Source organism: Bacteroides sp. AF39-11AC (assembly GCF_003474285.1).
Classification (GTDB): Bacteria; Bacteroidota; Bacteroidia; order Bacteroidales; family Bacteroidaceae; genus Bacteroides.
In genome coordinates this window covers 185,152-210,099 of record NZ_QROH01000005.1, presented here as the reverse complement: position 1 = coordinate 210,099, position 24,948 = coordinate 185,152, and the positions used below count along the sequence as shown (strand labels likewise).

At 43.5% G+C, this 24,948-nt stretch carries 18 protein-coding genes and 1 pseudogene; 10 read left to right on the top strand and 9 right to left on the bottom strand.

The features are described from left to right. Positions 1-7 precede the first annotated feature (7 nt). Positions 8-1,231 carry an MFS transporter gene (locus DW036_RS12025; protein ID WP_118464888.1) on the top strand — a complete coding sequence of 408 codons (1,224 nt, stop codon included), beginning with the start codon at positions 8-10 and terminating at the stop codon, positions 1,229-1,231. 6 nt (positions 1,232-1,237) lie between these two features. On the opposite strand, the gene DW036_RS12020 is transcribed toward DW036_RS12025, so the two are convergent. Continuing rightward, complete coding sequence (locus DW036_RS12020; RefSeq protein ID WP_118464608.1) at positions 1,238-2,944, bottom strand: lipid A phosphoethanolamine transferase; 1,707 nt, start codon at positions 2,942-2,944, stop codon at positions 1,238-1,240. Continuing rightward, complete coding sequence (locus DW036_RS12015) at positions 2,931-4,118, bottom strand: BamA/TamA family outer membrane protein (RefSeq protein ID WP_187374606.1); 1,188 nt, start codon at positions 4,116-4,118, stop codon at positions 2,931-2,933. Before DW036_RS12015 ends, DW036_RS12020 begins: the two co-directional genes overlap by 14 nt. Positions 4,119-4,299: 181 nt before the next feature. On the opposite strand from DW036_RS12015, the gene DW036_RS12010 reads away from it, so the two are divergent. From DW036_RS12010 to DW036_RS12000, 3 genes are all read left to right on the top strand, one after another. Further along, complete coding sequence (locus DW036_RS12010) at positions 4,300-5,592, top strand: NAD(P)/FAD-dependent oxidoreductase (RefSeq protein ID WP_118464605.1); 1,293 nt, start codon at positions 4,300-4,302, stop codon at positions 5,590-5,592. Positions 5,593-5,640: 48 nt separating this feature from the next. Further along, positions 5,641-6,075: a DoxX family protein gene (locus tag DW036_RS12005; RefSeq protein ID WP_118464603.1), complete on the top strand. Its 435-nt coding sequence runs from the start codon at positions 5,641-5,643 to the stop codon at positions 6,073-6,075. Positions 6,076-6,214: 139 nt separating this feature from the next. Next, positions 6,215-6,769 (top strand): DUF3332 domain-containing protein, encoded by a 555-nt coding sequence (locus DW036_RS12000; protein ID WP_118464601.1) that lies wholly within the window; start codon positions 6,215-6,217, stop codon positions 6,767-6,769. A gap of 75 nt (positions 6,770-6,844) precedes the next feature. Here DW036_RS12000 and DW036_RS11995 read toward each other — a convergent pair whose 3' ends face one another. Continuing rightward, complete coding sequence (locus DW036_RS11995; RefSeq protein WP_118464599.1) at positions 6,845-9,148, bottom strand: BamA/TamA family outer membrane protein; 2,304 nt, start codon at positions 9,146-9,148, stop codon at positions 6,845-6,847. Positions 9,149-9,293: 145 nt separating this feature from the next. Between DW036_RS11995 and DW036_RS11990 the strand changes: the two genes are divergently transcribed. Continuing rightward, the gene (locus DW036_RS11990; protein ID WP_118464597.1) at positions 9,294-10,055 is read left to right on the top strand and encodes an RNA methyltransferase; all 762 of its coding nucleotides are present in this window, start codon (positions 9,294-9,296) and stop codon (positions 10,053-10,055) included. Here DW036_RS11990 and DW036_RS11985 read toward each other — a convergent pair. Genes DW036_RS11985 through ileS form a run of 5 tightly spaced genes read right to left on the bottom strand, consistent with a single transcriptional unit; the run spans position 10,006 to position 15,846 of the window. Beyond that, complete coding sequence (locus DW036_RS11985) at positions 10,006-10,353, bottom strand: hypothetical protein (protein WP_118464595.1); 348 nt, start codon at positions 10,351-10,353, stop codon at positions 10,006-10,008. The two genes, DW036_RS11990 and DW036_RS11985, sit on opposite strands and share 50 nt — an antisense overlap. After that, positions 10,353-11,339 carry a DUF4296 domain-containing protein gene (locus tag DW036_RS11980; RefSeq protein ID WP_118464593.1) on the bottom strand — a complete coding sequence of 329 codons (987 nt, stop codon included), beginning with the start codon at positions 11,337-11,339 and terminating at the stop codon, positions 10,353-10,355. Before DW036_RS11980 ends, DW036_RS11985 begins: the two co-directional genes overlap by 1 nt. Beyond that, positions 11,336-12,010: a lipoprotein signal peptidase gene (locus DW036_RS11975; protein WP_118464591.1), complete on the bottom strand. Its 675-nt coding sequence runs from the start codon at positions 12,008-12,010 to the stop codon at positions 11,336-11,338. Before DW036_RS11975 ends, DW036_RS11980 begins: the two co-directional genes overlap by 4 nt. Positions 12,011-12,012: 2 nt before the next feature. After that, positions 12,013-12,393 (bottom strand): TraR/DksA C4-type zinc finger protein, encoded by a 381-nt coding sequence (locus tag DW036_RS11970; RefSeq protein WP_118464589.1) that lies wholly within the window; start codon positions 12,391-12,393, stop codon positions 12,013-12,015. A gap of 27 nt (positions 12,394-12,420) precedes the next feature. Next, positions 12,421-15,846, bottom strand: a complete 3,426-nt coding sequence (gene ileS / locus DW036_RS11965; RefSeq protein WP_118464587.1) for an isoleucine--tRNA ligase — start codon at positions 15,844-15,846, stop codon at positions 12,421-12,423. Positions 15,847-16,056: 210 nt separating this feature from the next. Between ileS and DW036_RS11960 the strand changes: the two genes are divergently transcribed. The 4 genes and pseudogenes from DW036_RS11960 to DW036_RS11945 form a co-directional block, all read left to right on the top strand. Continuing rightward, positions 16,057-16,869, top strand: coding sequence for a helix-turn-helix domain-containing protein (locus DW036_RS11960; RefSeq protein WP_118464585.1), 813 nt, complete (start codon positions 16,057-16,059; stop codon positions 16,867-16,869). A 95-nt stretch (positions 16,870-16,964) separates the two neighbouring features. Then, positions 16,965-18,131, top strand: a complete 1,167-nt coding sequence (locus tag DW036_RS11955; RefSeq protein ID WP_118464583.1) for an aldo/keto reductase — start codon at positions 16,965-16,967, stop codon at positions 18,129-18,131. 114 nt (positions 18,132-18,245) lie between these two features. Continuing rightward, a complete protein-coding gene (locus DW036_RS11950) occupies positions 18,246-18,803 on the top strand; it encodes an NAD(P)H-dependent oxidoreductase (protein WP_118464581.1) in 558 nt (185 codons plus the stop codon). A 672-nt stretch (positions 18,804-19,475) separates the two neighbouring features. Further along, positions 19,476-19,826, top strand: a pseudogene (locus DW036_RS11945) (SIMPL domain-containing protein); the annotation flags it as partial. 26 nt (positions 19,827-19,852) lie between these two features. Here the strand turns inward: DW036_RS11945 and DW036_RS11940 are convergent. Further along, complete coding sequence (locus DW036_RS11940) at positions 19,853-21,385, bottom strand: carbon-nitrogen hydrolase family protein (protein ID WP_118464579.1); 1,533 nt, start codon at positions 21,383-21,385, stop codon at positions 19,853-19,855. A gap of 217 nt (positions 21,386-21,602) precedes the next feature. On the opposite strand from DW036_RS11940, the gene DW036_RS11935 reads away from it, so the two are divergent. After that, positions 21,603-24,878 (top strand): TonB-dependent receptor domain-containing protein, encoded by a 3,276-nt coding sequence (locus tag DW036_RS11935; protein ID WP_118464577.1) that lies wholly within the window; start codon positions 21,603-21,605, stop codon positions 24,876-24,878. Positions 24,879-24,948 lie beyond the last annotated feature (70 nt).

Below are 24,948 nucleotides of genomic sequence, written 5' to 3'. Positions count from 1 at the left end.
TCTCATCATGAATAATTGGAAGAAAAAATTTATCATAATATGGAGCGGGCAACTATTTTCTATATTAAGTAGTTCCATCGCTCAGTTCTCTATCGTCTTATGGATTAGTCTCAAAACGGGTTCTGCGGAAGTTTTGTCCTTTGCCATGATTGCCGCCTTATTGCCGCAAGCTTTGTTAGGGGCATTTGCAGGCGTATATGTGGATCGCTGGAACCGGAAATGGACTATGATAGGTGCAGATAGTTTCGTTGCACTCTGTTCTGGTATTATCGCTTTGCTATTTTACCTGGATATCGTGGAATTGTGGCACATCTATATATTACTGGCGCTTCGTTCCATTGGTGGTTCTTTCCATTCACCGGCCATGAAATCATCTATTCCATTGTTGGCTCCGGAAAAGGAACTGACCCGTATTGCGGGGATTAACCAAGCTATCCAGTCTATTTGTAATATCGGCGGCCCTGCATTGGGAGCGGTTCTGCTTCTGGCATTCGATATGAGTGTAGTCATGTTATTGGATGTGGCAGGCGCAATCATTGCCTGCACTTCCCTACTGTTTGTTTACATTCCGAATCCGAAGAAGGAAAATATCTCAGCTAAGAGTGTATTGAACGATATGCGCGATGGTTTCCATGTGATTATGCGCAACCGAGGGGTTAGTTGGGTGATGGTTACAGAAATTTTGATTACTTTCTTTGTGTTGCCGATAGTCGCCCTGATGCCGCTGATGACTCTGCATACTTTTTCCGGAACAGCTTATCAGATTAGTTTGATAGAAACACTTTTCGGGGCGGGTATGTTGGCCGGAGGGGCTTTACTGGGAATCTGGAATCCTAAGATAAGGAAGATACTGATGATAGCGTTCTCTTATGCGATACTTGGTCTGGCATTGGCCGTATGTGGTATGTTACCCGGCAATGGGTATGTATTTTTTGCTATACTGACGGTGGTACAAGGACTCATCGTACCGTTTTTATCTGGTCCTTTTACCTCTTTGTTGCAGACGCAGTTCAAGCCGATTTATCTGGGGCGTGTATTCTCGCTTTTCGACAGCGTTAGTTTGTTCCCTTCCATCATCGGTTTGTTTGTCACAAGCTTCGTTGCCGATTCTCTGGGAATAGGCAACATATTTATCTACTGTGGTTTTGCCATTGTGCTGACTGCAATTCTGATGATGTGTATTCCTTCTGTGAGAAATCTGGAGAAAGAGGAGATCAGGAAGAAAAAGTAAATAGTATTATTGCGCGTCTATACCTCTTTTTTTCAGCATCTCAAAGTCTTCCTTTCCCATCCCTATATCATCCAGCGGACGCGGTTCATTATGATCGTTCAGATAAACTCTCGATTTTTCTGTATAGAGAGGGCTGGTGACAGATAGACTGTCATTGCGATACGGAGTTTCTATTCCGGCCAGTTCCATCATGGTCTGGAAGAAAGAAATACTGGAAGATATATTTTTCTGTCGGTTCATCGAAGCAGCTTTCTCTATTCCGGGATACTCTTCCCTATAACTGTCGGATGTCCACAGCAGGAAAGGTACGTGTAGCTGATAGTAAGACGGAACGGGGGATGCATGAAGAAACAGGTGTCGGCTGTCGTCGAAGATATCTTCCCCATGGTCGGACGTGTAAAGCATACCGGAATCTACTTGCTGCTCCTTCAATAGATGGATGATACGTGCCAGGAAATTATCCGTATACCGGACGGAATTGTCGTAGGCATTCATCAGGTTATCTTTGTATTTCACTTCTGCATCTACGGGGAAATCCGGCAAGAAGAAAGCAGCAGCTTTCGGATAACGTTCCCGGTAATTGAAGTGGGATCCATAGGTATGCAATACAATGAACTGTTTCCGATTTCCTTTCTCAAGTTCTTTTTCTACCAACATTAACAGGTCGTCATCTGAAGGGTTATATTGCGAATCCTGGGAATCTTCCTTGATAAAATCATAAGTATCCGCTTCCATTCCGAAGAAATCGATGAAAGAATGGTTATACCGCTGGTTTGAGAAGAAAGCTGTTTGGAAACCGGCTTCTTTGAAAGCAGTAATGATGCTCTTTCGATAGTAGATGGAATCGAAATTCTGTGCAGAAACAGAAGACAGCAGCATCGGTACACTCTTGTGCGTAGTATTCGATTCCGTCAGAACATGGCAGAAAGATACCACTCCTTCTATTTTAGAGAGTTCGGGATTCGTATTCCGGCCATAGTCGTAAAGGCTCCAGTTTAGGGCACGGGATGTTTCACCCACTACCATAATATAAATTTCCCGCCTGTCTTCCGGATGGGAAGGCTGGGCGTTAAAAGTGAAGTTCTCTGATGTGCGGTGATACGTCCTTGTTTGGGCATTGCGCTGGAATGCGAGTGCTACATTGTAACACACATTGGCCGGATATAAATCCGATTTCAACTCGTAACGTTTATCCAATCCATAAGCGGCGCCCAGTGAAATAAAACCGATGAACAAGGCAATCCATGCCTTTTTCCGTTCACGACGGATAAATTCCGGAGATAATTTCCGTTTCTTTATAATGGAGATTGCAGCCAGAATCAATGCCGGTATGTAAAGGATAATCACACTCACTAATGCCGGAACAAGATTATCCAGCAACTCCATGGCTTCACTCGAATTAGTCGTTACCAGATTCAGGAACATATCCACAGCAATAATGGACTGCCCGAAGAGATAAAGCAACACTATCTGGAAAGCCCCAAAGAAGATGAACACGAAAAGTATCCAGAACATTTTTCCACAGTTCCTCGACAGGGTCATCACCAGGTAGTAGAAAGCAAATGGCAACAGTATATTGCACACTTTCGCAACCACAGGCATCGGCTCTGTAAAGCAGAGAATGATATTGGGTACTATCAGGATCAGCAGGAACAGATAGAACAAATGCTCCTGATTTTCCAACCATTTCTTTATGTTTTTAAAAAGCTTCATTGATGTTGAATATAAATCCGGTCTGGCCTTTTCCAAACCCTAAATCTAACCTTACGTTTACTCTCTTTTTGAACTCCCACCGATAACCAAAACCATAATTAGGCAGAATATGTTTAACTTCGAAACTGGAAAATTTGGGAAACACGGTTCCCGCTCCTGCCCATACAGCTACACCATTTCGTTTCCAGACATGCTGACGTAGTTCTATCTGGGCATCCATGGCACATTTATCCCGGTAACGCCCTTCGTAATAACCACGCATAGAATAAGAACTTCCCAATGTTGCCATCAATCCCCAAGGCGGATTACCGTAATTCAGCAACGTATGGAATTGTCCTGCCAATACTCCCCCCTTCCATACTGGATGATAATAGCTGGTAGTCAGTTCTGTGCTACTGAATGCATATTTGTTGCCCAGAAATGCGGGGCTGAACCGTTGGTCTATTCTCAGGTAGTAACCGCTGTAGGCATTCGTGAGGAAATCCCGTGAATCATAGAGTAATGAAAATCCAAGGCTTGTATTGGTAGTCCGGGCTTTCATTCCTTCCCACAGTTCGGGCTTTTCAAAATCGTGGCCGTAGACATAATCAAAGACTGCCATCGGACCAATGTAGAAGTTCCGCGCTACACGAGTCATGAAGTCTACTTTTACTTGTGCCTGGAAGCGGTCATAATCACTTTCATTATCGTCATTAGAACCGTTCTCATATCCTTTTCCCCAATACAGACTGGGGAATGAATAAAAATAAAGATTGTAGTTCAGACGGTATTTGTCTTGTGGAAAGAGGTGGTTTCCACGTATACCCAACAAATAGAAACCTACCGTAGATACATCACCGTATAAAGATACATTAGATGGCGGAAGGATGGTATCATTCAGGTCTGTACGGTATAATCCGGCCGCTACCAGACCGATACCGAACTTAGTGTCACTGGAATAATGAGGCCCTCCGATAACGCTGAAGTCAAACTTCTTGTTTTTCTTCTCTTTATTGGCATCATTAAAATAGTCCAGGAATTTCTTGAAGAAACTTTTCTTTTGTGGTAAGGTGTCAGTTACAGAAACAGAAGATGCAACTGAAACATCTGCTCCTGTGTGGCCTTGTGCCCATATATCGGTTGCTATTAGTAATAACAGCACCGGCAATATCCATTTCGTTAGTTTAGCGTCCATGATTATACCTGTAGGAAACTACGTCGGCAAATTTAGTTTTATTTTTAATCATATAATAACAATAATCTGAAGTATTTTGTTCAAACTTCTTCCTTTAAGAAAAAAAGATGAAGAAATAAGAAATCCAGAACTTTATTCCCTATTTAGCGTTATTCTTTTAGAACGAATAACGAACTTCATTATGAAAACAAAAATGGATATTCCCGATAAAGAGGGACGAAAACGACTTGTGATTGTGGGTGGCGGCTTTGGTGGGTTGAAGTTGGCACGAAAATTGAGAAGCGATAAATTCCAGATAGTGTTATTGGACAAGAATAATCATCATATTTTCCAACCCCTACTCTATCAGGTAGCAACCGCCGGTATTGAACCGAGTGCAATTTCTTTTCCTTACCGCAAGATATTTAAAAAGAGAAAACATTTCCATATACGTATCTGTGAGGCACAACGGGTGATTCCCGAAGATAATGTTCTGGAGACTTCCATCGGGGCTCTTTCATACGACTATCTGGTCGTATCTACCGGATGCCGTACCAATTATTTTGGTAACGATGGGCTGTCTCAACGGACAATGGCCCTGAAGAATACTTCCGAGGCCCTGTTTAACCGCAACCAGATACTGGAAAGTTTTGAAAAAGCGCAGAATACCAGCAATCTGGAGAAAAGAAAACGCCTTATGACATTTGTCATCGTAGGTGGTGGTGCTACAGGTATAGAACTTTCCGGTGCATTGGCAGAAATGAAGAAATTTGTGCTTCCGCAAGACTATCCCGATCTTGATATGAACCTTATGCGCATTATCCTTGTGGATGGTGCCCCCCGTCTGCTTTCCGCTTTCTCTGAAAAATCTTCGGAAGAAGTGGCAAATTACTTGCTAAAACGTGATGTAGAAATCAGGACTAACGTACAGGTAACAAATTATGAAAACGGAATTATGACACTGAGTGATAACCGTACCTTGGAAACAACCAACGTCTTTTGGGTTGCAGGTGTACGTGCCAACAGCATAGAGGGACTTGCAAAAGAAGCCTATGGTCCCGGTAACCGCCTACTTGTTGATCTCTACAACTGTGTTCAGGGTTATAACAATATTTTTGCCATCGGTGATACTGCACTTATGATTTCCAAGGAATACCCGAAGGGACATCCACAAGTAGTTCAACCAGCCATTCAGCAAGCCCGTAATCTGATCCAGAATCTGGATAGAAAGGAACGGGGACTTGAAATGCAACCTTTTGTTTATCATAACAAAGGCTCCATGGCTACCATAGGACGCAATCACGCAGTGGTGGAACTGAAAAAACTTCGCTTCGGTGGTTTCCCCGCGTGGGCAGTATGGCTATTCATTCACTTAATGAGTATTGTCGGTGTAAAGAACCGTTTGTTTATCTTCGTAGACTGGATGTGGAGTTACTTTACATACGATCCTTCTTTGCGGGTAATTATAAAACCTTTGCGCAGAGATAAACCATAATGCCTTATTTTTCGTTATATTAAATATAAATGTTTAAAACGAACGACTATGCTTTACAAATTTTTATTCCCGTCTAAACCGGATGGAGCAGCAGCGTCTGCTATATTGTTAATAGTGAGAATTATATTTGGTCTGTTATTAATGAATCACGGCATCGAAAAGTGGTCTAATTATCAGGAGTTATCCGCTGTATTTCCCGACCCGCTGGGTGTGGGTAGTCCTCTTTCCTTAGGATTAGCCATATTCGGTGAATTGGCTTGTTCTATGGCATTTATCATTGGATTCCTTTACCGTCTGGCAATGCTGCCGATGATATTTACAATGGGGATGGCATTTTTTGTCATTCACGGAAACGATCCGTTTGCGGTCAAAGAACTGGCTTTTATATATCTGGTGGTATATGTACTGATGTATATTATCGGTCCCGGAAAGTTTGCCGTAGACCACTGGCTGGGTAAGGCTTTGACTCCCAAAAAGCCTTAATTTTACCGGGGCTGTTTAACTGAAAATTTGTTTTTGTCTCTTATTTAAGTGTATTTTTCACAAAAAGCACTTATATTTGCCCGAAGAAAAAGAGCAAAGAGTTAAATCAATAAACTCAGTAAAACAAAAGAAAGTAATTATGAAAAAGAGTAATTTGAATTTGGCTGCAACCGTGATGATTTGTGGCGCATTTCTTTTCAGTTCTTGTATCGGTTCTTTCGGCCTGCACAGTAAATTGGTGAATTGGAACCAAAATATCGGTACAAAGTTTGTTAATGAGCTTGTTTATCTGGCTTGCAACATTATCCCCGTATATCCTGTTTGCTATCTGGCAGATGCGTTGGTAATCAACTCCATTGAATTCTGGAGCGGTTCCAATCCGATGGCTAACGTGGGTGATGTGAAGAAAGTAAAAGGTGAAAACGGAAACTATCTCGTAAAAACATTGGAGAACGGTTACTCTATCACAAAAGAAGGTGAAACCACTGCTATGGAGTTGGTTTACGACAAAGAATTGAACACTTGGAATGTTGTTGCAGAAGGTGTTAGCACTGAATTGCTGCAAATGAACGGTGATGGTACCGCACAGATGTATCTGCCGAATGGTGAAGCAATGAATGTGACATTGGATGCACAAGGCGTAGCTGCTGCTCGTCAGGCAACGATGATCAACACTTATTACGCTGCACGCTAATTAAGAAAAGAATTTGAATATGCGGGCGGATGAGCAATCATTCGCCCGTTGCTTTTTATACCCCTCCCGATTTTTTTAGAATGGGTAACCTACTGCAAAGTGGAAAGCGAAGTCACGTCCGAAGTCAGGCTTCAGAATGGGATAACGATCCTTTCCCATTTCAGGATTAATAGCCTTCATACCACCATCAAAGCGAAGTACAAAAAAATCCAGATCCAGACGTAGTCCCAGACCGTAAGCTACGGCTATTTGCTTATAAAACTGGTCAAACTTGAATTTACCTCCCGGCTGATCCTGATACTCGCGAATCGTCCAGATATTTCCCGCATCTACAAACAAGGCACCTCTGAACTTCCAAAATAAACGTGTGCGGTATTCTATACTGGCATCCAGTTTAATATCACCCGACTGGTTCATGAAGTTACCTTTTTCATCAGAAAAACTACCGGGACCGAGACTACGTACCGACCATCCGCGTACACTGTTTGCTCCACCCGAGAAATAACGTTTCTCAAAAGGAATCATCTGCGCGTTTCCATAAGGAATAGCAATGCCTCCCCCAATATGAAATGCAATAGAATTACGGTTATCAATGACGATATTTTTGGCAAAGTCCAAGTCACCCTTTATATATTGCGCATACGGAATATTCAAGATAGTATATTCGTCCTGATCATTCTTCTTTAAATTGCTCATTTTAGAAAGCACATACAAAAGATTTCCCGCAGACTCAAAGTTGAAACGTATGCTATAAGAATTACCAATCACCGCATTGTTCATCAAAGCCTGCCCCGCACTGTTGTAGATGTAACTATATCCGGTACGGACAATCAAACGGTCTTTATAGTTATACTCCAATAAATAGTTCTTTTCATCGTTCAGGAATTTATCTTCAAATTCGGGCTCTATCCACGGCATATACAAATAGTTGATGTCCAGGAGATCTATACGGTGTTGCGAACGCTGGCGCTGCAAGCCCCATTTATAACTCCATGAACCGGATGCAACGATGCGTGTAAATTCCGGACGCATCTGATAATTATATTGCAGCCCGAATTCCGTAGTTGCCCTTATTTTCCGTTTGAAATCATTGGATATGAACGGGAACATAAAGCGGGGGAAGTTTATGCTGGTCTCCACACCAAGTTCCGTATAGTTGTCATTCTTATACCCTAAACCGGAAACAGCTTCATAGGCTCCGCGAAGCTTAACCAGGAAAGTTTCGGAACCTCTGAATACATTGCGATTCTGAAAGGATACAGATGCCGCGGCACCCAAATCACCCGCAGAGTTTGTTCCCTCCAGCTCGAAAGATACAGACTGATGTTTATTCTTCGTCAACATTACATAGGCATTCAGCTTTGCGCTATCACCTACCTGTGTTTCAAAGAAACGTACATTGGTATATTTCAATACCGGTAGGCGTCCGAAGTTGGAATAAGTGCGCTGCACATCCTGTTCATTGTAAAGATCTCCCGGAGTTATCCGCAGATTATCAGTCAATACTTTGGGGCGCAGGTACAATTTATCCTTATAATATATGGGAAACCCTTTATAGTGTATCGAATCATTGATTTCTACACTACTGAGAGCTGAAGATTGCAGCACGTTATAGTCCGCAATGAAATTCACTTTATTAATTGTATATTGTGGATGATCCTGCAACTCGGCACCGGAATGCTGTCTGTAACGTGCCAGATGCAAGGTCAGATCCACCTGATAAGTGCCACGTACCGTATCTGCCGTATAAGAAATATAATCTTTATTGAATTTGTAATAACCGTTGCGAAGCAGGTTGCTCGTGATCCGTTGGCGTTCACTGCCCAGTATGTTGGCATTGAAGTACATACCTTCGGATAAATAGGTCGATGCAGAATCTTTCTGCATATATTCCCAGATCTTTTCATCCTGAACATCATATTTCAGACTACGGACAATATACGGCTCTCCGGTGTTTACTTTATAAGCCAGTTTTACCTTTTTCTTCTTGATTTTTGGGATGCACTCTACGGTAGCACCCATGTACCCCATATTCTGAACGGCTTTCGTCATTTCCTCCCGGGAACGTTCAGTCTCTTCCTCACTATAGATTACGGGGGCATCTCCCAACCTGCGTAATGCTCTGTTCACCCAGCGGGTAGAATCACGTCCTGACCAGTTGTAAACATACAACTGGGTTTTAATCAGACTGAACCATTTGGAGTTCGGATTTTGCCGCACATATATGGACAAATTAGAAGGCTTCACATTTTTATTATCAGTATGTATGCGCACTTCATCCAGCAAGTATGAACCATCTGGCACATATTTGGTGGTCGAGCAGGAAGCTAATGTAAGTATGGCAGCAGTAAGTAGTGCGTAGTGGAAGCCTTTCTTCATACCAGAATTAATAAATTGCGCATAATTGACTACAAATATAAATCTATTTTTTCTTTTCCGAAATAAAAAACCGGATGAAGTGTGTTCCGTTTTTTGATTATATAGAAATAATCACGTACTTTTGCCAAACGATAACATTTAAGCTATGGCACTGAGCAAAAACCGTATCAAATATATCCACTCGTTGGAGCTGAAGAAGAATCGTAAAACAGAAAAAGTCTTTCTGGCAGAGGGTCCTAAACTGGTAGGCGATTTGTTAGGACATTTTCCCTGCCGCTTTCTGGCGGCTACGCCCGAATGGCTATCGCAACATCCCAAGCTTCCGGTAGAAGATGTTTCGGAAGTGTCTGACGAAGACCTCTCCCGCGCCAGCTCATTGAAAACTCCCCAGCAAGTGCTTGCCATATTCGAGCAGCCGGAATATGAAATGGATGCTTCCGTCATCAGCCATTCGCTTTGTCTGGCGCTGGACGATGTGCAAGATCCGGGAAATCTGGGCACCATCATTCGTCTGGCAGATTGGTTTGGAATAGAGCATATCTTCTGTTCTCCGAACACCGTAGATGTATATAATCCAAAGACGGTTCAAGCCACCATGGGAGGCATTGCCCGTGTGAAACTGCACTATACTCCCCTGCCCGACCTCATTCAAAGCCTAAAGGATATACCTGTTTATGGTACTTTCCTCGATGGAGAAAATATGTACACACAAAAATTATCATCCAACGGATTGATTGTGATGGGTAATGAAGGCAACGGGATCGGGAAAGAAGTGGAGCAACTCATTAACCGCAAACTTTATATTCCCAATTATCCCGCAGAGAGGGAAACGTCCGAGTCACTGAATGTGGCAATTGCTACCGCAGTAGTCTGTGCCGAGTTCCGTCGACAGGCAGCATCGTTGTAAAATCGAAAGGATAAAGCAGATAAGCACTCATTCCGGAAGGAAACGTTTCTTTGCAGAAAACTTCCGGAAGTTCATGTAATACTTCATTTGATTTCTGGAATATACCGGAGTAGTCTTTGGAAATATCTTCTTCATTATTCAATAAAGCAATGATTCCGGGAAACCATTCCACTCCTTCAATCTCCTCTGTCAAGGGAAAGGCGGACACGACTTGCCCTTCTTCCACCCCTACCACATATTGTTTGAGATAACCATGTCCGGGCAGAAAAATAAAGTGTGAAGCAAATCGTTTGATCATCAGGGGTTATCTTTACGGAATTGAACGTGTTCCGGTTTGTCCAACTTCTTCAGTGCAGGTTCCGAAGACGGACGTGGACGGGCAGCATCACGTCTGCGCGGATTGTCGTTTATCTTTTCTTCCACAGGTTTGAGTTCCTCTTTCTTGAGTTCCTGAGATTCTATTTTCTCTGTCTTAACAGAATCTTTCTGAATAGAATCATTCTTAGCAAACGACAGTGTATCCGTAGCATGATAACGCATCAGCGAAATGCGGTCGGTCAGCAATGTACGGGTAGCCTGTGCTGCGGGATAATAGATATACCCACGTATTTCCCGGATTTCTCCCAACGTATCGGCAAAGAGTGAAACCGTTTCCATACCCGATTTGTATACTTTCTGAATATCACTGATTATGCTGTCCTTATAGACAATCTGCATAGCCATGACGGGAGCATATAAGGAATCCGGCGCACCGTTGTGGAAGCGGAAACGAACGTTCCATCGCAAAGTATCGCGGTCTTTAAAGTTGGTATCTGAAGGTAAAACGAAAGTAATCTTGTTGTCCATCGGCATACCTGTCAGCTGGTAAATACGTTGCCATGCCCATACATCAATACTGTCACCCGGAAGACTTTCCTTCGGCTTATTGTCACGTATGGCAATTAAATGATTGACAGCATCCCGCTCCGCTTTCAGCCTTGCGTTTACTTTCTCATAAATCTTGGTGAGTACTTCCGGATTACGCGTGAACCAAACCATTGAAGAGTCAAATTCGGCTTGCGTAATGCCATGCTTTTTAAACACCGATTCAATGTACAACACCCTTTTATAGCCATCGGTATAAGGGACTTCTTCCCCCATAGCCTTTGCTATATGGTAGTCATAAAGCACATTTTCCATTTTAGCATCCGATATAACTACCTTGGGTCTTTTCACCTGACAGGCTGTCAAACAAGATGCTAACAGGAATATGCTAAACCATTGAATTCGACGCAGACCTTTCATGATTTCTTTATTGCATGATAAGAGTCATTCAAATATTTGCTGTAAAATAATAACAGGGCAATAATACCACAACTGATAGCGGCATCGGCAAGGTTGAATATCGGGCTGAAGAATATGAAATGATCCCCACCTACCAACGGCATCCATTGAGGCCAGTTCGTATCAATGATAGGAAAATAGAACATATCCACCACCTTTCCGTAGAACAAAGGAGCATATCCTCCGCCTTCCGGCAGGAATGTAGCTATCTGCGAATGTGTACTCTCATTGAACAACACACCGTAGAATACACTGTCGATAATGTTACCCAATGCTCCCGTAAGAATCAGAGATACGCACACGATATAACCTGTCTTCAAGCCCTGCTTAATAATTCTCGTCAAATACCACCCTATCGCTCCTACGGCAACAATACGGAACAAGGTAAGGAATAACTTACCGAATATCTCCATACCGAACGCCATACCGTTATTCTCGGTAAAGTAAATATAAAACCACGTAGGCGGTTCTGCATTTACCATGCCCAGTTTCTCATAAAGCCATTTAATAGCGTTTTCGCTCTGATGCCAATACATGTGGGTCTTGACATAGATCTTGATTATCTGGTCAGCAATTAGTACCGAGAAAATAACGAGCAGCGCAATGCGACCTTTCGTGAGGTATTTGTTCATCCTTACTTTTTCGTATTATTTTTCGCCTCAATGCTCAGCGTAGCATGAGGCACAGCGCGCAAACGTTCGGCAGGAATCAATTTACCTGTTTCACGACAAATGCCATACGTTTTATTCTCAATGCGTACCAATGCGGCCTGCAATCCCTGGATAAACTTCAACTGACGTTGAGCCAGGCGTGTAGTTTCTTCTTTGGACAAGGTGTTGGCACCTTCTTCCAAAACTTTGTACGTAGGAGACGTATCGTCGGTGTCATTACCGTCGGCTCCGGTTAAACTGGCTTTCAGCAATTCATAATCGCGTTGTGCCAATTCTAACTTCTCATTAATAATGGCGCGGAATTCTTCCAATTCAGCATCCGAGTATCTTGTTTTTTCTGCCATAACTTTACGTGTTTAATCGTTAGTATTTTATTCTTTTACAACGCTTACGTACAGGGAGAAATCGTCAAAGTTTAGTTCCGTGCCGTTTTCCACCTCATCGGTCAGCGTCAGTGAGGTTCCTAAAACCTGGTTACAAATATAGTCTTTATATTCGTTTACCGCATCATCTGTTTGCTGATTTTTTGATAATGTAATCTTTATTTTGTCCGTTATCTCCAAACCACTTGACTTACGGATATTCTGAATACGGTTAACCAGTTCACGGGCAACGCCTTCCCGGCGAAGCTCTTCTGTTACGGTTACATCCAGAGCAACAGTCAGTTTTCCTTCGTTGGCAACCAGCCATCCCGGAATATCTTCGCTAAAGATTTCGACATCAGCAGTTTCTACAACCACATCCGCACCATCCAGTTGCAAAGTATAAGAACCATTCTTTTCCAGTTCGGCGATAGCTTCCTGTGACATTTCTGCTACAGCGGCAGCTACGGCTTTCATCTGTTTGCCGAATTTCGGTCCCATCTTCTTGAAGTCACATTTCACTTTCTTCACCAGCACACCGGCAGCACCGTCTACGAACTTGATATCCTTCACGTTCACTTCGCTCATGATAAGTGCTTTTACGGCTTCGATGTGGGCACGTTGTTCCTCGTCCACTACCGGTATCATGATACATTGCAGCGGCTGGCGTACTTTGATGTTCACCTTACGGCGCAAAGCCAATACCATGGAAGTTACATCCTGTGCCATTTGCATGCGGGCTTCCAGTTCCTTGTCTATCATTTCCTCGTTATATTCGGGGAATTTAGCCAAGTGTACGGACACCACGTTGTCGCGTCCAGTTGCAGTAACCAAGTCCATATAGAGCTTGTCTGCATAGAACGGAGCAATGGGCGACATCAGTTTGGCAACGGTTTCCAAACAAGTGTACAAAGTCTGGTATGCAGATAACTTATCCTGCGTAAATTCACCACCCCAGAAACGTTTACGGTTCAGACGAACGTACCAGTTGGAGAGGTTGTCGTTTACGAAGTCGGATATCAGACGTCCGGCCTTTGTCGGCTCATATTCGCTATAGCAAGTATCCACTTCTTTTATCAGCGTATTCAGTACAGAGAGTATCCAACGGTCTATTTCAGGACGTTCAGCCATCGGCACGTCAGCTTCCTTGTATTCGAATCCGTCTACATTGGCGTAGAGGGAGAAGAAAGAATACGTATTATATAATGTACCGAAGAACTTGCGACGAACTTCTTCGATGCCGTCTACGTCGAATTTCAGGTTATCCCACGGAGAAGAGTTGGTGATCATGTACCAGCGCAAGGGGTCGGACCCGTATTTCTCGATAGTAGAGAAAGGATCTACGCCATTGCCCAGACGCTTGGACATCTTGTTACCATTCTTGTCAAGCACCAATCCGTTAGAGATAACAGCCTTGTAAGAGATGGTATCGAATACCATTGAAGCGATTGCATGGAGCGTAAAGAACCAACCGCGAGTCTGATCCACACCTTCTGCGATAAAGTCGGCAGGGTAAACCTGATGGCTATCCAGCAGTTCTTTATTCTCGAACGGATAGTGGATTTGTGCATACGGCATGGCACCGGAATCGAACCATACATCTATCAGGTCCGCTTCACGCTTCATGGGCTTGCCGTCTTTGGATACGAGGATGATATCATCCACATACGGACGGTGCAAGTCTATTTTATCATAATTTTCTCCATTGTACTCACCGGGTACGAAACCTTTATCCTTATAAGGATTGGACTTCATGAATCCGGCAGCTACGGATTTCTCTATTTCATTATAAAGCTCTTCGACAGAACCGATGCAGATTTCCTCGCTGTTGTCTTCCGTGCGCCAGATAGGCAGCGGAGTACCCCAGTAACGTGAACGGCTCAGGTTCCAGTCATTCAGATTTTCCAGCCACTTGCCAAAACGTCCCGTACCGGTGCTTTCCGGTTTCCAGTTGATCGTCTTGTTCAGCTCTATCATGCGGTCTTTGCAAGCGGTAGAGCGGATGAACCAGCTATCCAACGGATAATACAATACCGGTTTGTCCGTACGCCAGCAGTGCGGATAATTGTGCACATGCTTCTCTATCTTGAACGCCTGATTGTTGGCTTTCATCATCATGCAGAGACTTACGTCAAGACTTTCGTCCTGATCTGTCAGGTTCGGATCGTAAGCGTTCTTCACGAAACGGCCTGCATATTCTTTATATAAGTCTACGTTTACACGTTCTTTCACGAAGTTCTCGTCCAGCTCGTCCAGTTTATAGAACTTACCGGTCAGGTCCACCATCGGGCGGAGTTCACCTTTCTTATTGATGAGTTGCAACGGCGGAACACCGGCGGCTTTCGCTACCTGGGCATCGTCCGCACCGAATGTCGGAGCAATATGTACGATACCTGTACCGTCTTCTGTCGTCACATAGTCACCTGAGATTACACGGAATGCGCCTTCACCCGGATTCACCCAAGGTATCAGTTGCTCATATTCCATACCCACAAGTTCCGGACCTTTATATTCTCCTACAACTTTGAAGGGTATCAGCTTGTCTCCCGGTTTGTAATCTTCCAGGGCGATGTCTTCCGCTTTCTTGTTGAAGTGCGTGTAAAGCAAAGCTTTGGCAAGTACAACGGTGATTTTCTCTCCGGTGTATCCGTTGTAGCTTTGTACGGCTACATAATCTATCTTCGGGCCTACACAAAGCGCGGTATTCGAAGGCAATGTCCACGGAGTGGTAGTCCATGCTATGAAGTATGGGGTTCCCCACTCTGCCATTTCCGGCTTCGGGTTCTTCATCTTGAACTGTGCCACACAGGTCACATCCTTCACGTCGCGGTAGCAACCGGGCTGGTTCAGTTCGTGTGAGCTCAGTCCTGTTCCGGCAGCGGGAGAATATGGCTGTATGGTGTACCCTTTATAAAGATACCCTTTCGTATAGAGTTGCTTCAACAGCCACCACAAGGTTTCGATGTAGCGGTTGTCGTAGGTGATATAAGGATCGGTCATGTCTACCCAATACCCCATCTTGTGAGTCAGATCTTCCCATTCTTTGGTGAACTTCATCACATCTTTGCGGCAGGCAGCGTTATAGTCGGCTACGGAGATCGTTTTACCGATATCTTCCTTGGTGATGCCCATTGCTTTTTCCACACCCAGTTCCACGGGAAGTCCGTGTGTGTCCCAGCCGGCTTTACGTTTCACCAGGAAACCTTTCATGGTTTTGTAACGGCAGAAAATATCTTTGATGGAGCGAGCCATTACGTGGTGAATGCCCGGCATACCGTTGGCAGAGGGCGGTCCTTCATAAAAAACGAAAGAAGGACAGCCTTCACGTTCTGTCATACTCTTGGCGAAAACCTGGTTCTCGTCCCATTTCTTCAACACTTCCGCGTTTACCTTTGAGAGGTCGAACTGCGAATATTCGGCAAACTTCTTACCCATCTTATTTGCAATTTAACTATTTACAATTTAACGATTAAGGAGACACTTTGAAACATGCTAAAGCGACCCTCCTTATTTTAAGGGTGCAAAGTTACAAAAAAGTTAGAGAAAAGATATTATTGAATAGAAAAAAACATATCTAAATGGAATGAGACAAACAGAATACGAATACAATATGCTATTTTTGCAAAAAATAAAAGGCTGATATTTATGGAACAATTAGATGTATTCGACTGCTCAAACGTGCTTATAGCAAGTTACTTCACCGACGACCGGGGATGTGCTCACGAAAACAGGGAACATACGCTCATTTACCTCTGTTCCGGAGAACTGGAAATTGAAGAACGGGGAAAGAAAACCGTTTTGCACCCGGGAGATTGTGCCTTTATGCGGCGTGACAACCGGATGTGGTTACAGAAAAAAGTCGGGGACGATAAACCTTACCGTTCTGTCGTGCTGAAATTTTCGAGGGCTTTCTTGAGAGAATTTTATCAGACACTCAACCACCAGCAACTCCCTGTTGATTCCAAACGCGAAAAAGTAAGCCTCCGTGTACTGCCAAGCAACAGGCCGGATATCCGGTCGCTGTTTGAATCGGTTATCCCCTATTTCGATGCAGGCGAAAAGCCATCGGAAGAAGTGCTGAAACTAAAAATGATCGAAGGAGTCTATGTACTGCTCAACACTGACCGCAATCTCTATGCCTCACTGTTCGATTTCGTCGAGCCGTGGAAAATAGACATTCTTGACTATCTGAATGAAAATTATATGTGCGATCTCTCGATGAAGGAAATTGCAAGTTATACCGGACGCAGTTTGGCTACCTTCAAGCGGGACTTTGCCAAAGTAAGTGACCTTACGCCGCAGAAATGGATTATCAAACGACGCTTGGAAACAGCGCATGATTTAATTAAGTCGGGAAAAAAGAAAGTGACGGAGGCTTGTTTTGATGTAGGCTTCAAGAATTTGTCGCATTTTTCCAAAATATATAAGGAAAATTACGGAGTTGCACCATCTTGGTGAGATGAGCTTTATAACAAAGAATTTTGAGCCTCGCAGCAAAATTGTTGCGGGGCTCTCTTCGTAAATTTGCACCCGAACATTAAAACATCAGGATCATGGAAGAAATGAATAAAAAGAATCTCAGCCGTCGCGGGTTCCTTAAGACGGCGGCATTAGCGGGTGCAGCATTGGCCATGCCCGGCGGATTAGACAACGTTTTTGCGGCCGGAACGAAACAACAACCAGAAACATCCGGCAAAGATACCGATGCCGCACATATTACGGGCCATCGCGTATTGGGTACCGGCGAGGCGGTCTTCGAGGTCTCAGCCCTTGGCTTCGGTGTGATGGGCATGACCTATAACCGCAGCCAGCATCCGGACAAGAAGCAATGCATCCGGTTATTGCACGAAGCGGTGGATCGTGGGGTGACACTCTTCGATACAGCCATCATCTACGGGCCGCTGAATAATGAAGAACTGGCAGGGGAAGCCTTATCCGAGTTCAAAGGAAAGATCAATGTAACCACCAAATTCGGACATGAAGTCATCAATGGCAAGGGAACCGGTCGGCAAGACAGCCGTCCGCAGACTATCCGTCGTTATTGTGAAGAATCACTCCGTCGTCTCCGACTCGATTCGTTGCCGATGTTCTATCAGCATCGTGCCGATCCGAATGTATCGGCGGAAGAGGTGGCATCGACTATTGCCGATCTGATGAAAGAGGGCAAGGTACAACGCTGGGGAATGTGCGAGGTCAGCCCTGAAACTATTCGTAAAGCCCATGCAGTATGTCCGCTCACTGCCATTCAGAGCGAATATCACTTGATGCACCGTCTTGTGGAGGATAATGGAGTACTTGATACCTGCCGGGAATTGGGCATTGGCTTTGTTCCATACAGTCCGATTAATCGCGGTTTTTTGGGTGGCTGCATTAACGAATACACGGTTTTTGATTCGAACAACGACAACCGTCAGACTTTACCGCGTTTCCAACCGGAAGCGATGCGGGCGAATATGCGTATTGTAAATGCACTGCAAGCCTTCGGTCGCACGCGGGGCATGACTTCGGCACAGGTGGCACTCGGCTGGTTGTTGCAGAAAGCGCCGTGGATCGTACCGATTCCCGGAACGACGAAATTGTCGCACTTGGAAGAAAATCTGCGAACGTTGGAATTTGCCCTTTCGCCCGAAGAGTGGAAAGAACTGGAAGTGGCAGTTGCTACCATTCCGGTGGTGGGAGACCGTTATAATGCCGAACAGCAACGGCAGGTAGGACGTTGAGAAAAGATTCTGCTCACTTTATTTTGTCCGATTCTATCGTTTTTACGCAATTTATACTTATTTTTGCCTGTCGCAATTATTTATTCACCCAAACAAAACATCAAAAATAGTAGTATGGACAAAGATCTAAAAAAGGTTGTGGTACTTCTGGCACACCCCAACATGGAAAACTCACAAGCCAATAAAGCCCTGTTTGATGCCATAAAGGATATAGAAGATGTGGCTATATTTAATCTATACGAGATGTCAGAGCAAGATATTCTCAATATGGATGCATGGAGCCGGATTATATCTCATGCCAATGCGGTGATATACCAGTTCCCGTTTTATTGGATGTCGGCACCCTCTTTATTAAAGAAATGGCAGGACGGGATATTTACCTATTTGGCAAAAACTCCGGCAGTAGCCGGTAAACCTTTGTTGGTGGCTACCACTACCGGTTCTGAATTTGATGCGTACCGAAGTGGAGGAAGAAATCGCTTCACGGTGGATGAACTTTTGCGTCCTTATCAGGGTGGTGCTGTGCATGCAGGGATGGTATGGCAGACTCCTTTCGTGGTGTATGGTATGGGAACACCCGATGCGGAAAAGAATATTGCCCTGGCAGCGGATCTTTATAAAAAACGGGTGATGGCACTTATCGGGAAAGATAAATTAGAAGATAGCTGGTAAAATGTAAAGTATCAGTCGAAATACTTGATTTTGCCTTTCCGATGTTGTATCTTTGTAGAAACTTTAAGCTGAGTTTTATTATAAACCTAAACCCTTGGTAAAATGGCAATAGTTATTCTTTCTTTTTCGGAAACTTTTAAACGGTGCATTAATTTGACAGATGCTTCATTTAGAGCAAGCTGTTTGCCGGATAACTATGGGTGGTTTACTCGTTAGAAAATTAAATATTATAATTATTTCAGATATTCGGACATAATAATAAGCAAAAAAGAAGATAAGGTGGTATTTCCTCACAAGGATTTGCCACCTTTTTTGTTGACATATATTGAATCAGGAATTAAAGCTCATTTCTGTGCTGTTAATAAACGTTGGATACATTCTTAAAAAACATTCTGGTTATTCTTTAAAAACGTTGTTTGCGGTTATTAATAAGCTGTTTTAAATGTCACAAATTCAGAATTGTTTTATTTCATTAAAAAAGAAAATAATTCATTCTGAAATATATGATAACATAATATCTATGAAGAAATATTATCCAACAATCCGAGCAATCAGTAACCGTGATGCGCAGTGTTGGAGATAAATACTTATATTATAAGTCACTTCTTTTGTCTTTCAGGTCGCGTACTCTGCCATCATCTCAGGATGAAGTATTTCCCGTATGAACCCTAAATTACATTGACCGATTTTAATCAGATAGATGAGATTCTAAAGATTATCGATACGAAAGGCATCAACTACATGCGTATCGGGGAACTGAAAAACAAGGATATGCAAGTCTATCGGCAACAAAGCAAGATAGAGGCACTGAAAGCCGCAAAAAAGAAAGCAGAATATTTGGTGGAAGCATTAGGCAAACGCCTGGGAGATGTCATTCGCATTGTCGAACCGCAGGAAAGCGCAGGTTATCCCCGGTATTTTGCAGCTCAGAGCAATGTGAGTTCATCACAGGCAGAAGCTTACGATGCTTTCCGTACGATAAAACTGAATTACTCGATGCTGGTGAGGTTCGAGATAAAGTAGAATCGTACGGAAAGCAACGAAATGATTTATTTCTTCATCTTTACCTCATACAAGTCGTTTCTCCTGTCTTTCAGATTGCGCACACTGCCGTAAGTATGCAATTCATTCAATAAATCCAGATCCACATCAGATACCAGTATCATTTCTGTATTCGGTGTGGCTTCTGCACGCTTGCCATCCGTCGGGAATGCAAAGTCGCAGGGAGTAAATACACCTGACTGTGCATACTGAATATCCATATTGTGAACACGCGGAAGATTACCTACACTACCGGCAATGACAACGAAACATTCATTTTCAATGGCACGGGCATGGGCGCATACCTTTACGCGTGAGTAAGCATTTTGCGTATCCGTCAGGAAAGGAACGAATAAAATCTGCATACCCTGGTCTGCCATAATACGGGATAGTTCCGGGAATTCCACATCGTAGCAAATCAGTACGCCAATCTTAGCACAATCCGTATCGAATGTCTGTAAAGCCTTTCCACCGCTCAATCCCCAACTTTTTATCTCATCAGGTGTGACGTGCAACTTCTCATACATCTCAAAACTACCATCGCGGCGACAAAGGAAACCGACATTATACAAAAGTCCATCTTCTTTAATAAGCGGCATACTACCCGTAATGATATTGATGTTGTAACTGATAGCCAACTTTACAAATCGTTCTCTAATCTCCTCTGTATAAGCCGCCAATCCGCGAATGGCCTGTGACTCCCCTTCATTATTGAATCTTGCCATCAGCGGAGCATTGAAGTATTCGGGGAAAAGAATGAAATCACTCTTATAATCGGATACGGCATCCACAAAGAATTCTACCTGTTCAAACAGGTCATCCAGTGTCTGATAACTACGCATCTGCCACTGCACCAACCCTACGCGCACGGTGGTTTTCGGTGCAATATATTCTTCTGTAGGTTCCTGATAGTAAATATTATCCCACTGCAACAGGCAAGCATAATGCTTGGATTCCTCGTCATTCGGCAGGTAATTGCGCATCACCTTGCGTACATGGAAATCATTGGAAAGCTGAAAGGTCAATACAGGATCGAAAATTTCTTTCTGCTTTACCTTATCTATATACTCTTTCGGGCGAAGTTGATCCGAGTATTTATAATAGTTGGGTATACGCCCGCCAAACATAATAGCTTTCAGATTCAGAGTTTCGCAAAGCTCCTTGCGATATTCGTACATACGGCGTGCCAGGCGAAGCCCACGATATTGGGGATGAATAAAGACTTCAATACCATATAATATATTGCCTTTAGGGTTATGGGTGTTGAAGGTTTCTTTACCCGTCACCTGTGCATAAGTATGATCGTTCTTCACATCATCGTAATTCACAATGATGGAAAGTGCGCAGCCGACAATCTTTTCATCTACCACGGTTACAATCTGTCCTTCGGGGAAAATTCGGATGAGTTTTTCAATTTGTTTGTGTGTCCAAAACACATCGCTGCCATCCGTATATACACGGGTGAATGATTGCGCCAGTTGCTCATAGTCTTCTATCTGTAAATTACGCAACTGTACTTTGTTGATTTTCAATGAGTCCATAATGTCTCTTTTTTTACCAGAAGTTAAATCCGCTGCAAAGGTACGGTTTAAACTTATACATTGTCTCTCGGAGTGCACATTTTTGCGAAAGACGGATTTTGCAATAAAAAAGAAATGAGGATTTAACACTTTAGGAATAAGAGTATTTTGCTTTTTTTATACTTTTGTGGCGTTTTCTACAACTTTCAGTTTATTCCTTACTTAAATTTTAAAAATTATGGCTAAAAAGATGCTATTCCTATTTGTGCTTTTGCTTTCCCTTACAGGAATGCTCAAAGCACAGGTAACTACTGCCGGAATGAGTGGTAAAGTGACGGCTGACGAAGAGTCTGTCATCGGCGCTACGGTTGTAGCCGTACACGAACCTTCCGGAACCAGTTACGGTACTGTTACCAATGTAGACGGGCGTTTCAGTCTGCAAGGTATGCGCTCCGGTGGTCCTTACAAGGTGACGGTATCTTATATCGGTTATCAGACGGCAATCTATACAGGCATCCAGCTGCAACTGGGTGAAACTTATTCATTGAATGTAACCCTGCACGAAGCTTCGGAATTATTGGGAGAAATCACCATTACGGCCAGCAGGTCAAAGTTCAGTGCTGAAAAGACAGGAGCCACTACCAATATTTCTTCTGAACAACTCACCACATTGCCCAGTATTAACCGCAGTATCAGCGACTTTACCCGCATCTCCCCGTATGCGTCAGGAAACAGTTTTGGAGGCCGTGACGGACGCTCAAATACGTTCACGGTAGATGGTGCGAACTTGAATAATAACTTCGGTCTGTCGTCTGGTTTGCCAGGCGGTGGAAATCCTATTTCGCTGGATGCCATTGATGAAGTACAGGTGGTGATTGCCCCGTACGATGTACGTCAGGCAAACTTTATCGGTGCAGGCATCAATGCCATTACGAAGTCGGGTACAAACGCTTACAGTGGTAGCGCATATATGTACTTCAACAATGAAGTGATGCGCGGTAACAAAATTGGTGATACTGATTTCGGCGCACGTGCCGAAGAGTCTAAGACTGTTTACGGTGCTACATTTGGCGGTCCTATCATTAAAGACAAGCTGTTCTTCTTTGCAAATGTAGAATATGAAAAAAGTCCGCAGCAAGTGATTACATGGCGTGCGGCAAAAGAAGGAGAAACTCCGAATAACTCTACGATTTCACGAACAACAGAAGCTGATCTGGCGGAATTTTCCCAGATTCTGAAAGACAAATACGGATACAATACCGGTTCGTTCACAGATTTTCCTGCCGATGTCACCAACCTGAAATTATTGGGGCGTATTGACTGGAATATTAATCAGGGAAACAAGTTGAGCGTACGTTATAACTTTACTAATAACAAAACTTGGGACGCACCCAATGGAAGTTCGGGAAATACCGGGTATCGTTTGGCATACAATCGTGTTTCGGCTTACTCCATGTCTTATGCAAACTCTTGCTATTCTTTGCAGAACGTTGTAAATTCGGCTACTGCTGAATTGAACAGCCGTTTCTCTTCCAATGTTTCCAATCAGCTGTTGTTTACATACAGTGACATGAAGGATGAACGCGGAACGAACTCCAGCCCCTTCCCTTTCATTGATATTATGGCCGGACACTACGAAAACGGTAATCAGATATTAGAGCCTTACATGACCGCCGGTTACGAGTTGTTTACCTATAACAACCTGGTGAAGAATACGGTTATGACTATTGTGGATAACTTCACCTATTACCTGGGAGCGCATAAACTGACGGCAGGTATCAGTTACGAACGTCAGAAAGCCGGAAACTCATACATGCGCAACGGAACCGGATATTATCGCTATTCCAGCTTCGAAGATTTCAAGAATGGAGCTGCACCTGAGTCATTTGCCTTGGCTTATGGGTACAATGGCAATACAAAACCTTCTGCGGATGTGAAATTCGGTCAGCTAGGTGTTTATCTGCAAGACGAATGGAACATACGCGATAACTTTAAATTGACTGCCGGTATACGTATGGACAATCTCAGCTTCCTGAATGATATTATGCGCAATCAGGCTATCTACGATCTGAACTTCAACGGTATGCATATTGATACCGGTGCATGGCCCGATAGCAAACTGCAATTTTCTCCACGTGTAGGGTTCACCTGGGATGTGTTCAATGATAAGACGTTAAAAGTGCGTGGTGGATCAGGATTCTTCACCGGGCGTATTCCTCTGGTGTTCTTTACAAATATGCCTACCAACTCGGGTATGATTCAAAATCTGGTAAGCATTACCACCAGATATAAGGATGGTGTTGTAACCAGTCGTGATCCCCGCCTGGAATTGCTGAAAGGTAATATGATAACGGACGTAAACCAGATGATTTCGACACTGGGACTTCCTACTACTATCAGTCCGGAAGAAGGTGTGTTGCCAAGCTCTGTAGTGGGTATAGATTCTGACTTCAAGATGCCACAGGTCTGGAAGACGTCGTTGGCTTTGGATTACCAACTGCCTGTTTCTTTCCCTCTGACAGTTACATTGGAAGGAATGTTCTCTAAGGATATCAATGCGGTACGCCAATACAACTACAATGTACAGGCTCCGGATAAAGATAAATGGTCGCGTTTTAACGGACCGGATGATCGTTACATCTATCCCGAAAACTTTCTGCAACACACGAATATTAGTAGCGCGAACGTATTAACAAATACCTCCAAAGGCTGGGGATGGACAGGTAACATTACCGTAATGGCAGAGCCCGCCAAGAATGTGAATATTATGGCAGCCTATACTCATACCGAATCAAAGGAAATCAGTGGTATGCCCGGTTCGGATGCTAATTCCGCTTGGACAAACGTTCCATCCATCAACGGACCGAACAGCTCAGGACTCATGCGTTCGCAATATGTCACTCCCAACCGTGTAGTTGCTTCCATTAACTGGCGCGTACATTTGAATAAGAAAACATCTTCAAATTTCAGCCTCTTTTATAGCGGATATTCATCCAGTGGCTATAGCTTTATGTACTCTAATGATATGAATGGTGATGGCGTAACCAATGACCTTATATACATTCCGAAGACTAAAGATGAAATCAAGTTCACAAGTGCCGAAGATGCAGATGCTTTCTGGAAATTCGTAAATCAAGATCCTTATCTGAAGAAGCATAAAGGCGAATATGCCGAAGCTTATTCGGCACGTGCTCCCTGGGTACACCGCTTTGATTTCCGTTGGAGTCGCGACTTCTTCGTGAAGATTGGCAAAACTAAGAATACGCTGCAACTCAGCCTGGATATCCTAAATATAGGTAACTTGCTGAACAGCAAATGGGGTGTAACGAAAAACATGTCCAGCGCTAATGGTGGACGAATTCTGACCTATAAGGGTAAGGATGAGAGCAACACTCCTATTTTCTCTATGTACAAAGACAGTGACGGTAATTATCCTACCGAAAGCTTCACCCGAAACTTGAATTACAGCGAATGTTGGAAGCTTCAGATCGGTCTGCGATACGTATTCAATTAAAGATTCCGAACTTATATTTATCAAAAAAGAAAAGGTGCAACCGAAACATACCGATTGCACCTTTTTACAT

Bases quoted from the DNA above. Each gene is read 5' to 3' on its own strand.
- DW036_RS12025 (WP_118464888.1), top strand. From the start codon at position 8: ATGAATAATTGGAAGAAAAAATTTATCATAATATGGAGCGGGCAACTA.
- DW036_RS12010 (WP_118464605.1), top strand. From the start codon at position 4,300: ATGAAAACAAAAATGGATATTCCCGATAAAGAGGGACGAAAACGACTT.
- ileS (WP_118464587.1), bottom strand. From the start codon at position 15,846: ATGGGTAAGAAGTTTGCCGAATATTCGCAGTTCGACCTCTCAAAGGTA.
- DW036_RS11940 (WP_118464579.1), bottom strand. From the start codon at position 21,385: ATGGACTCATTGAAAATCAACAAAGTACAGTTGCGTAATTTACAGATA.
- DW036_RS11935 (WP_118464577.1), top strand. From the start codon at position 21,603: ATGGCTAAAAAGATGCTATTCCTATTTGTGCTTTTGCTTTCCCTTACA.
- DW036_RS11950 (WP_118464581.1), top strand. From the start codon at position 18,246: ATGGACAAAGATCTAAAAAAGGTTGTGGTACTTCTGGCACACCCCAAC.
- DW036_RS11955 (WP_118464583.1), top strand. From the start codon at position 16,965: ATGGAAGAAATGAATAAAAAGAATCTCAGCCGTCGCGGGTTCCTTAAG.
- DW036_RS12015 (WP_187374606.1), bottom strand. From the start codon at position 4,118: ATGGACGCTAAACTAACGAAATGGATATTGCCGGTGCTGTTATTACTA.
- DW036_RS11960 (WP_118464585.1), top strand. From the start codon at position 16,057: ATGGAACAATTAGATGTATTCGACTGCTCAAACGTGCTTATAGCAAGT.
- DW036_RS12000 (WP_118464601.1), top strand. From the start codon at position 6,215: ATGAAAAAGAGTAATTTGAATTTGGCTGCAACCGTGATGATTTGTGGC.
- DW036_RS12005 (WP_118464603.1), top strand. From the start codon at position 5,641: ATGCTTTACAAATTTTTATTCCCGTCTAAACCGGATGGAGCAGCAGCG.
- DW036_RS11970 (WP_118464589.1), bottom strand. From the start codon at position 12,393: ATGGCAGAAAAAACAAGATACTCGGATGCTGAATTGGAAGAATTCCGC.
- DW036_RS11990 (WP_118464597.1), top strand. From the start codon at position 9,294: ATGGCACTGAGCAAAAACCGTATCAAATATATCCACTCGTTGGAGCTG.
- DW036_RS11975 (WP_118464591.1), bottom strand. From the start codon at position 12,010: ATGAACAAATACCTCACGAAAGGTCGCATTGCGCTGCTCGTTATTTTC.
- DW036_RS12020 (WP_118464608.1), bottom strand. From the start codon at position 2,944: ATGAAGCTTTTTAAAAACATAAAGAAATGGTTGGAAAATCAGGAGCAT.
- DW036_RS11980 (WP_118464593.1), bottom strand. From the start codon at position 11,339: ATGAAAGGTCTGCGTCGAATTCAATGGTTTAGCATATTCCTGTTAGCA.
- DW036_RS11985 (WP_118464595.1), bottom strand. From the start codon at position 10,353: ATGATCAAACGATTTGCTTCACACTTTATTTTTCTGCCCGGACATGGT.
- DW036_RS11995 (WP_118464599.1), bottom strand. From the start codon at position 9,148: ATGAAGAAAGGCTTCCACTACGCACTACTTACTGCTGCCATACTTACA.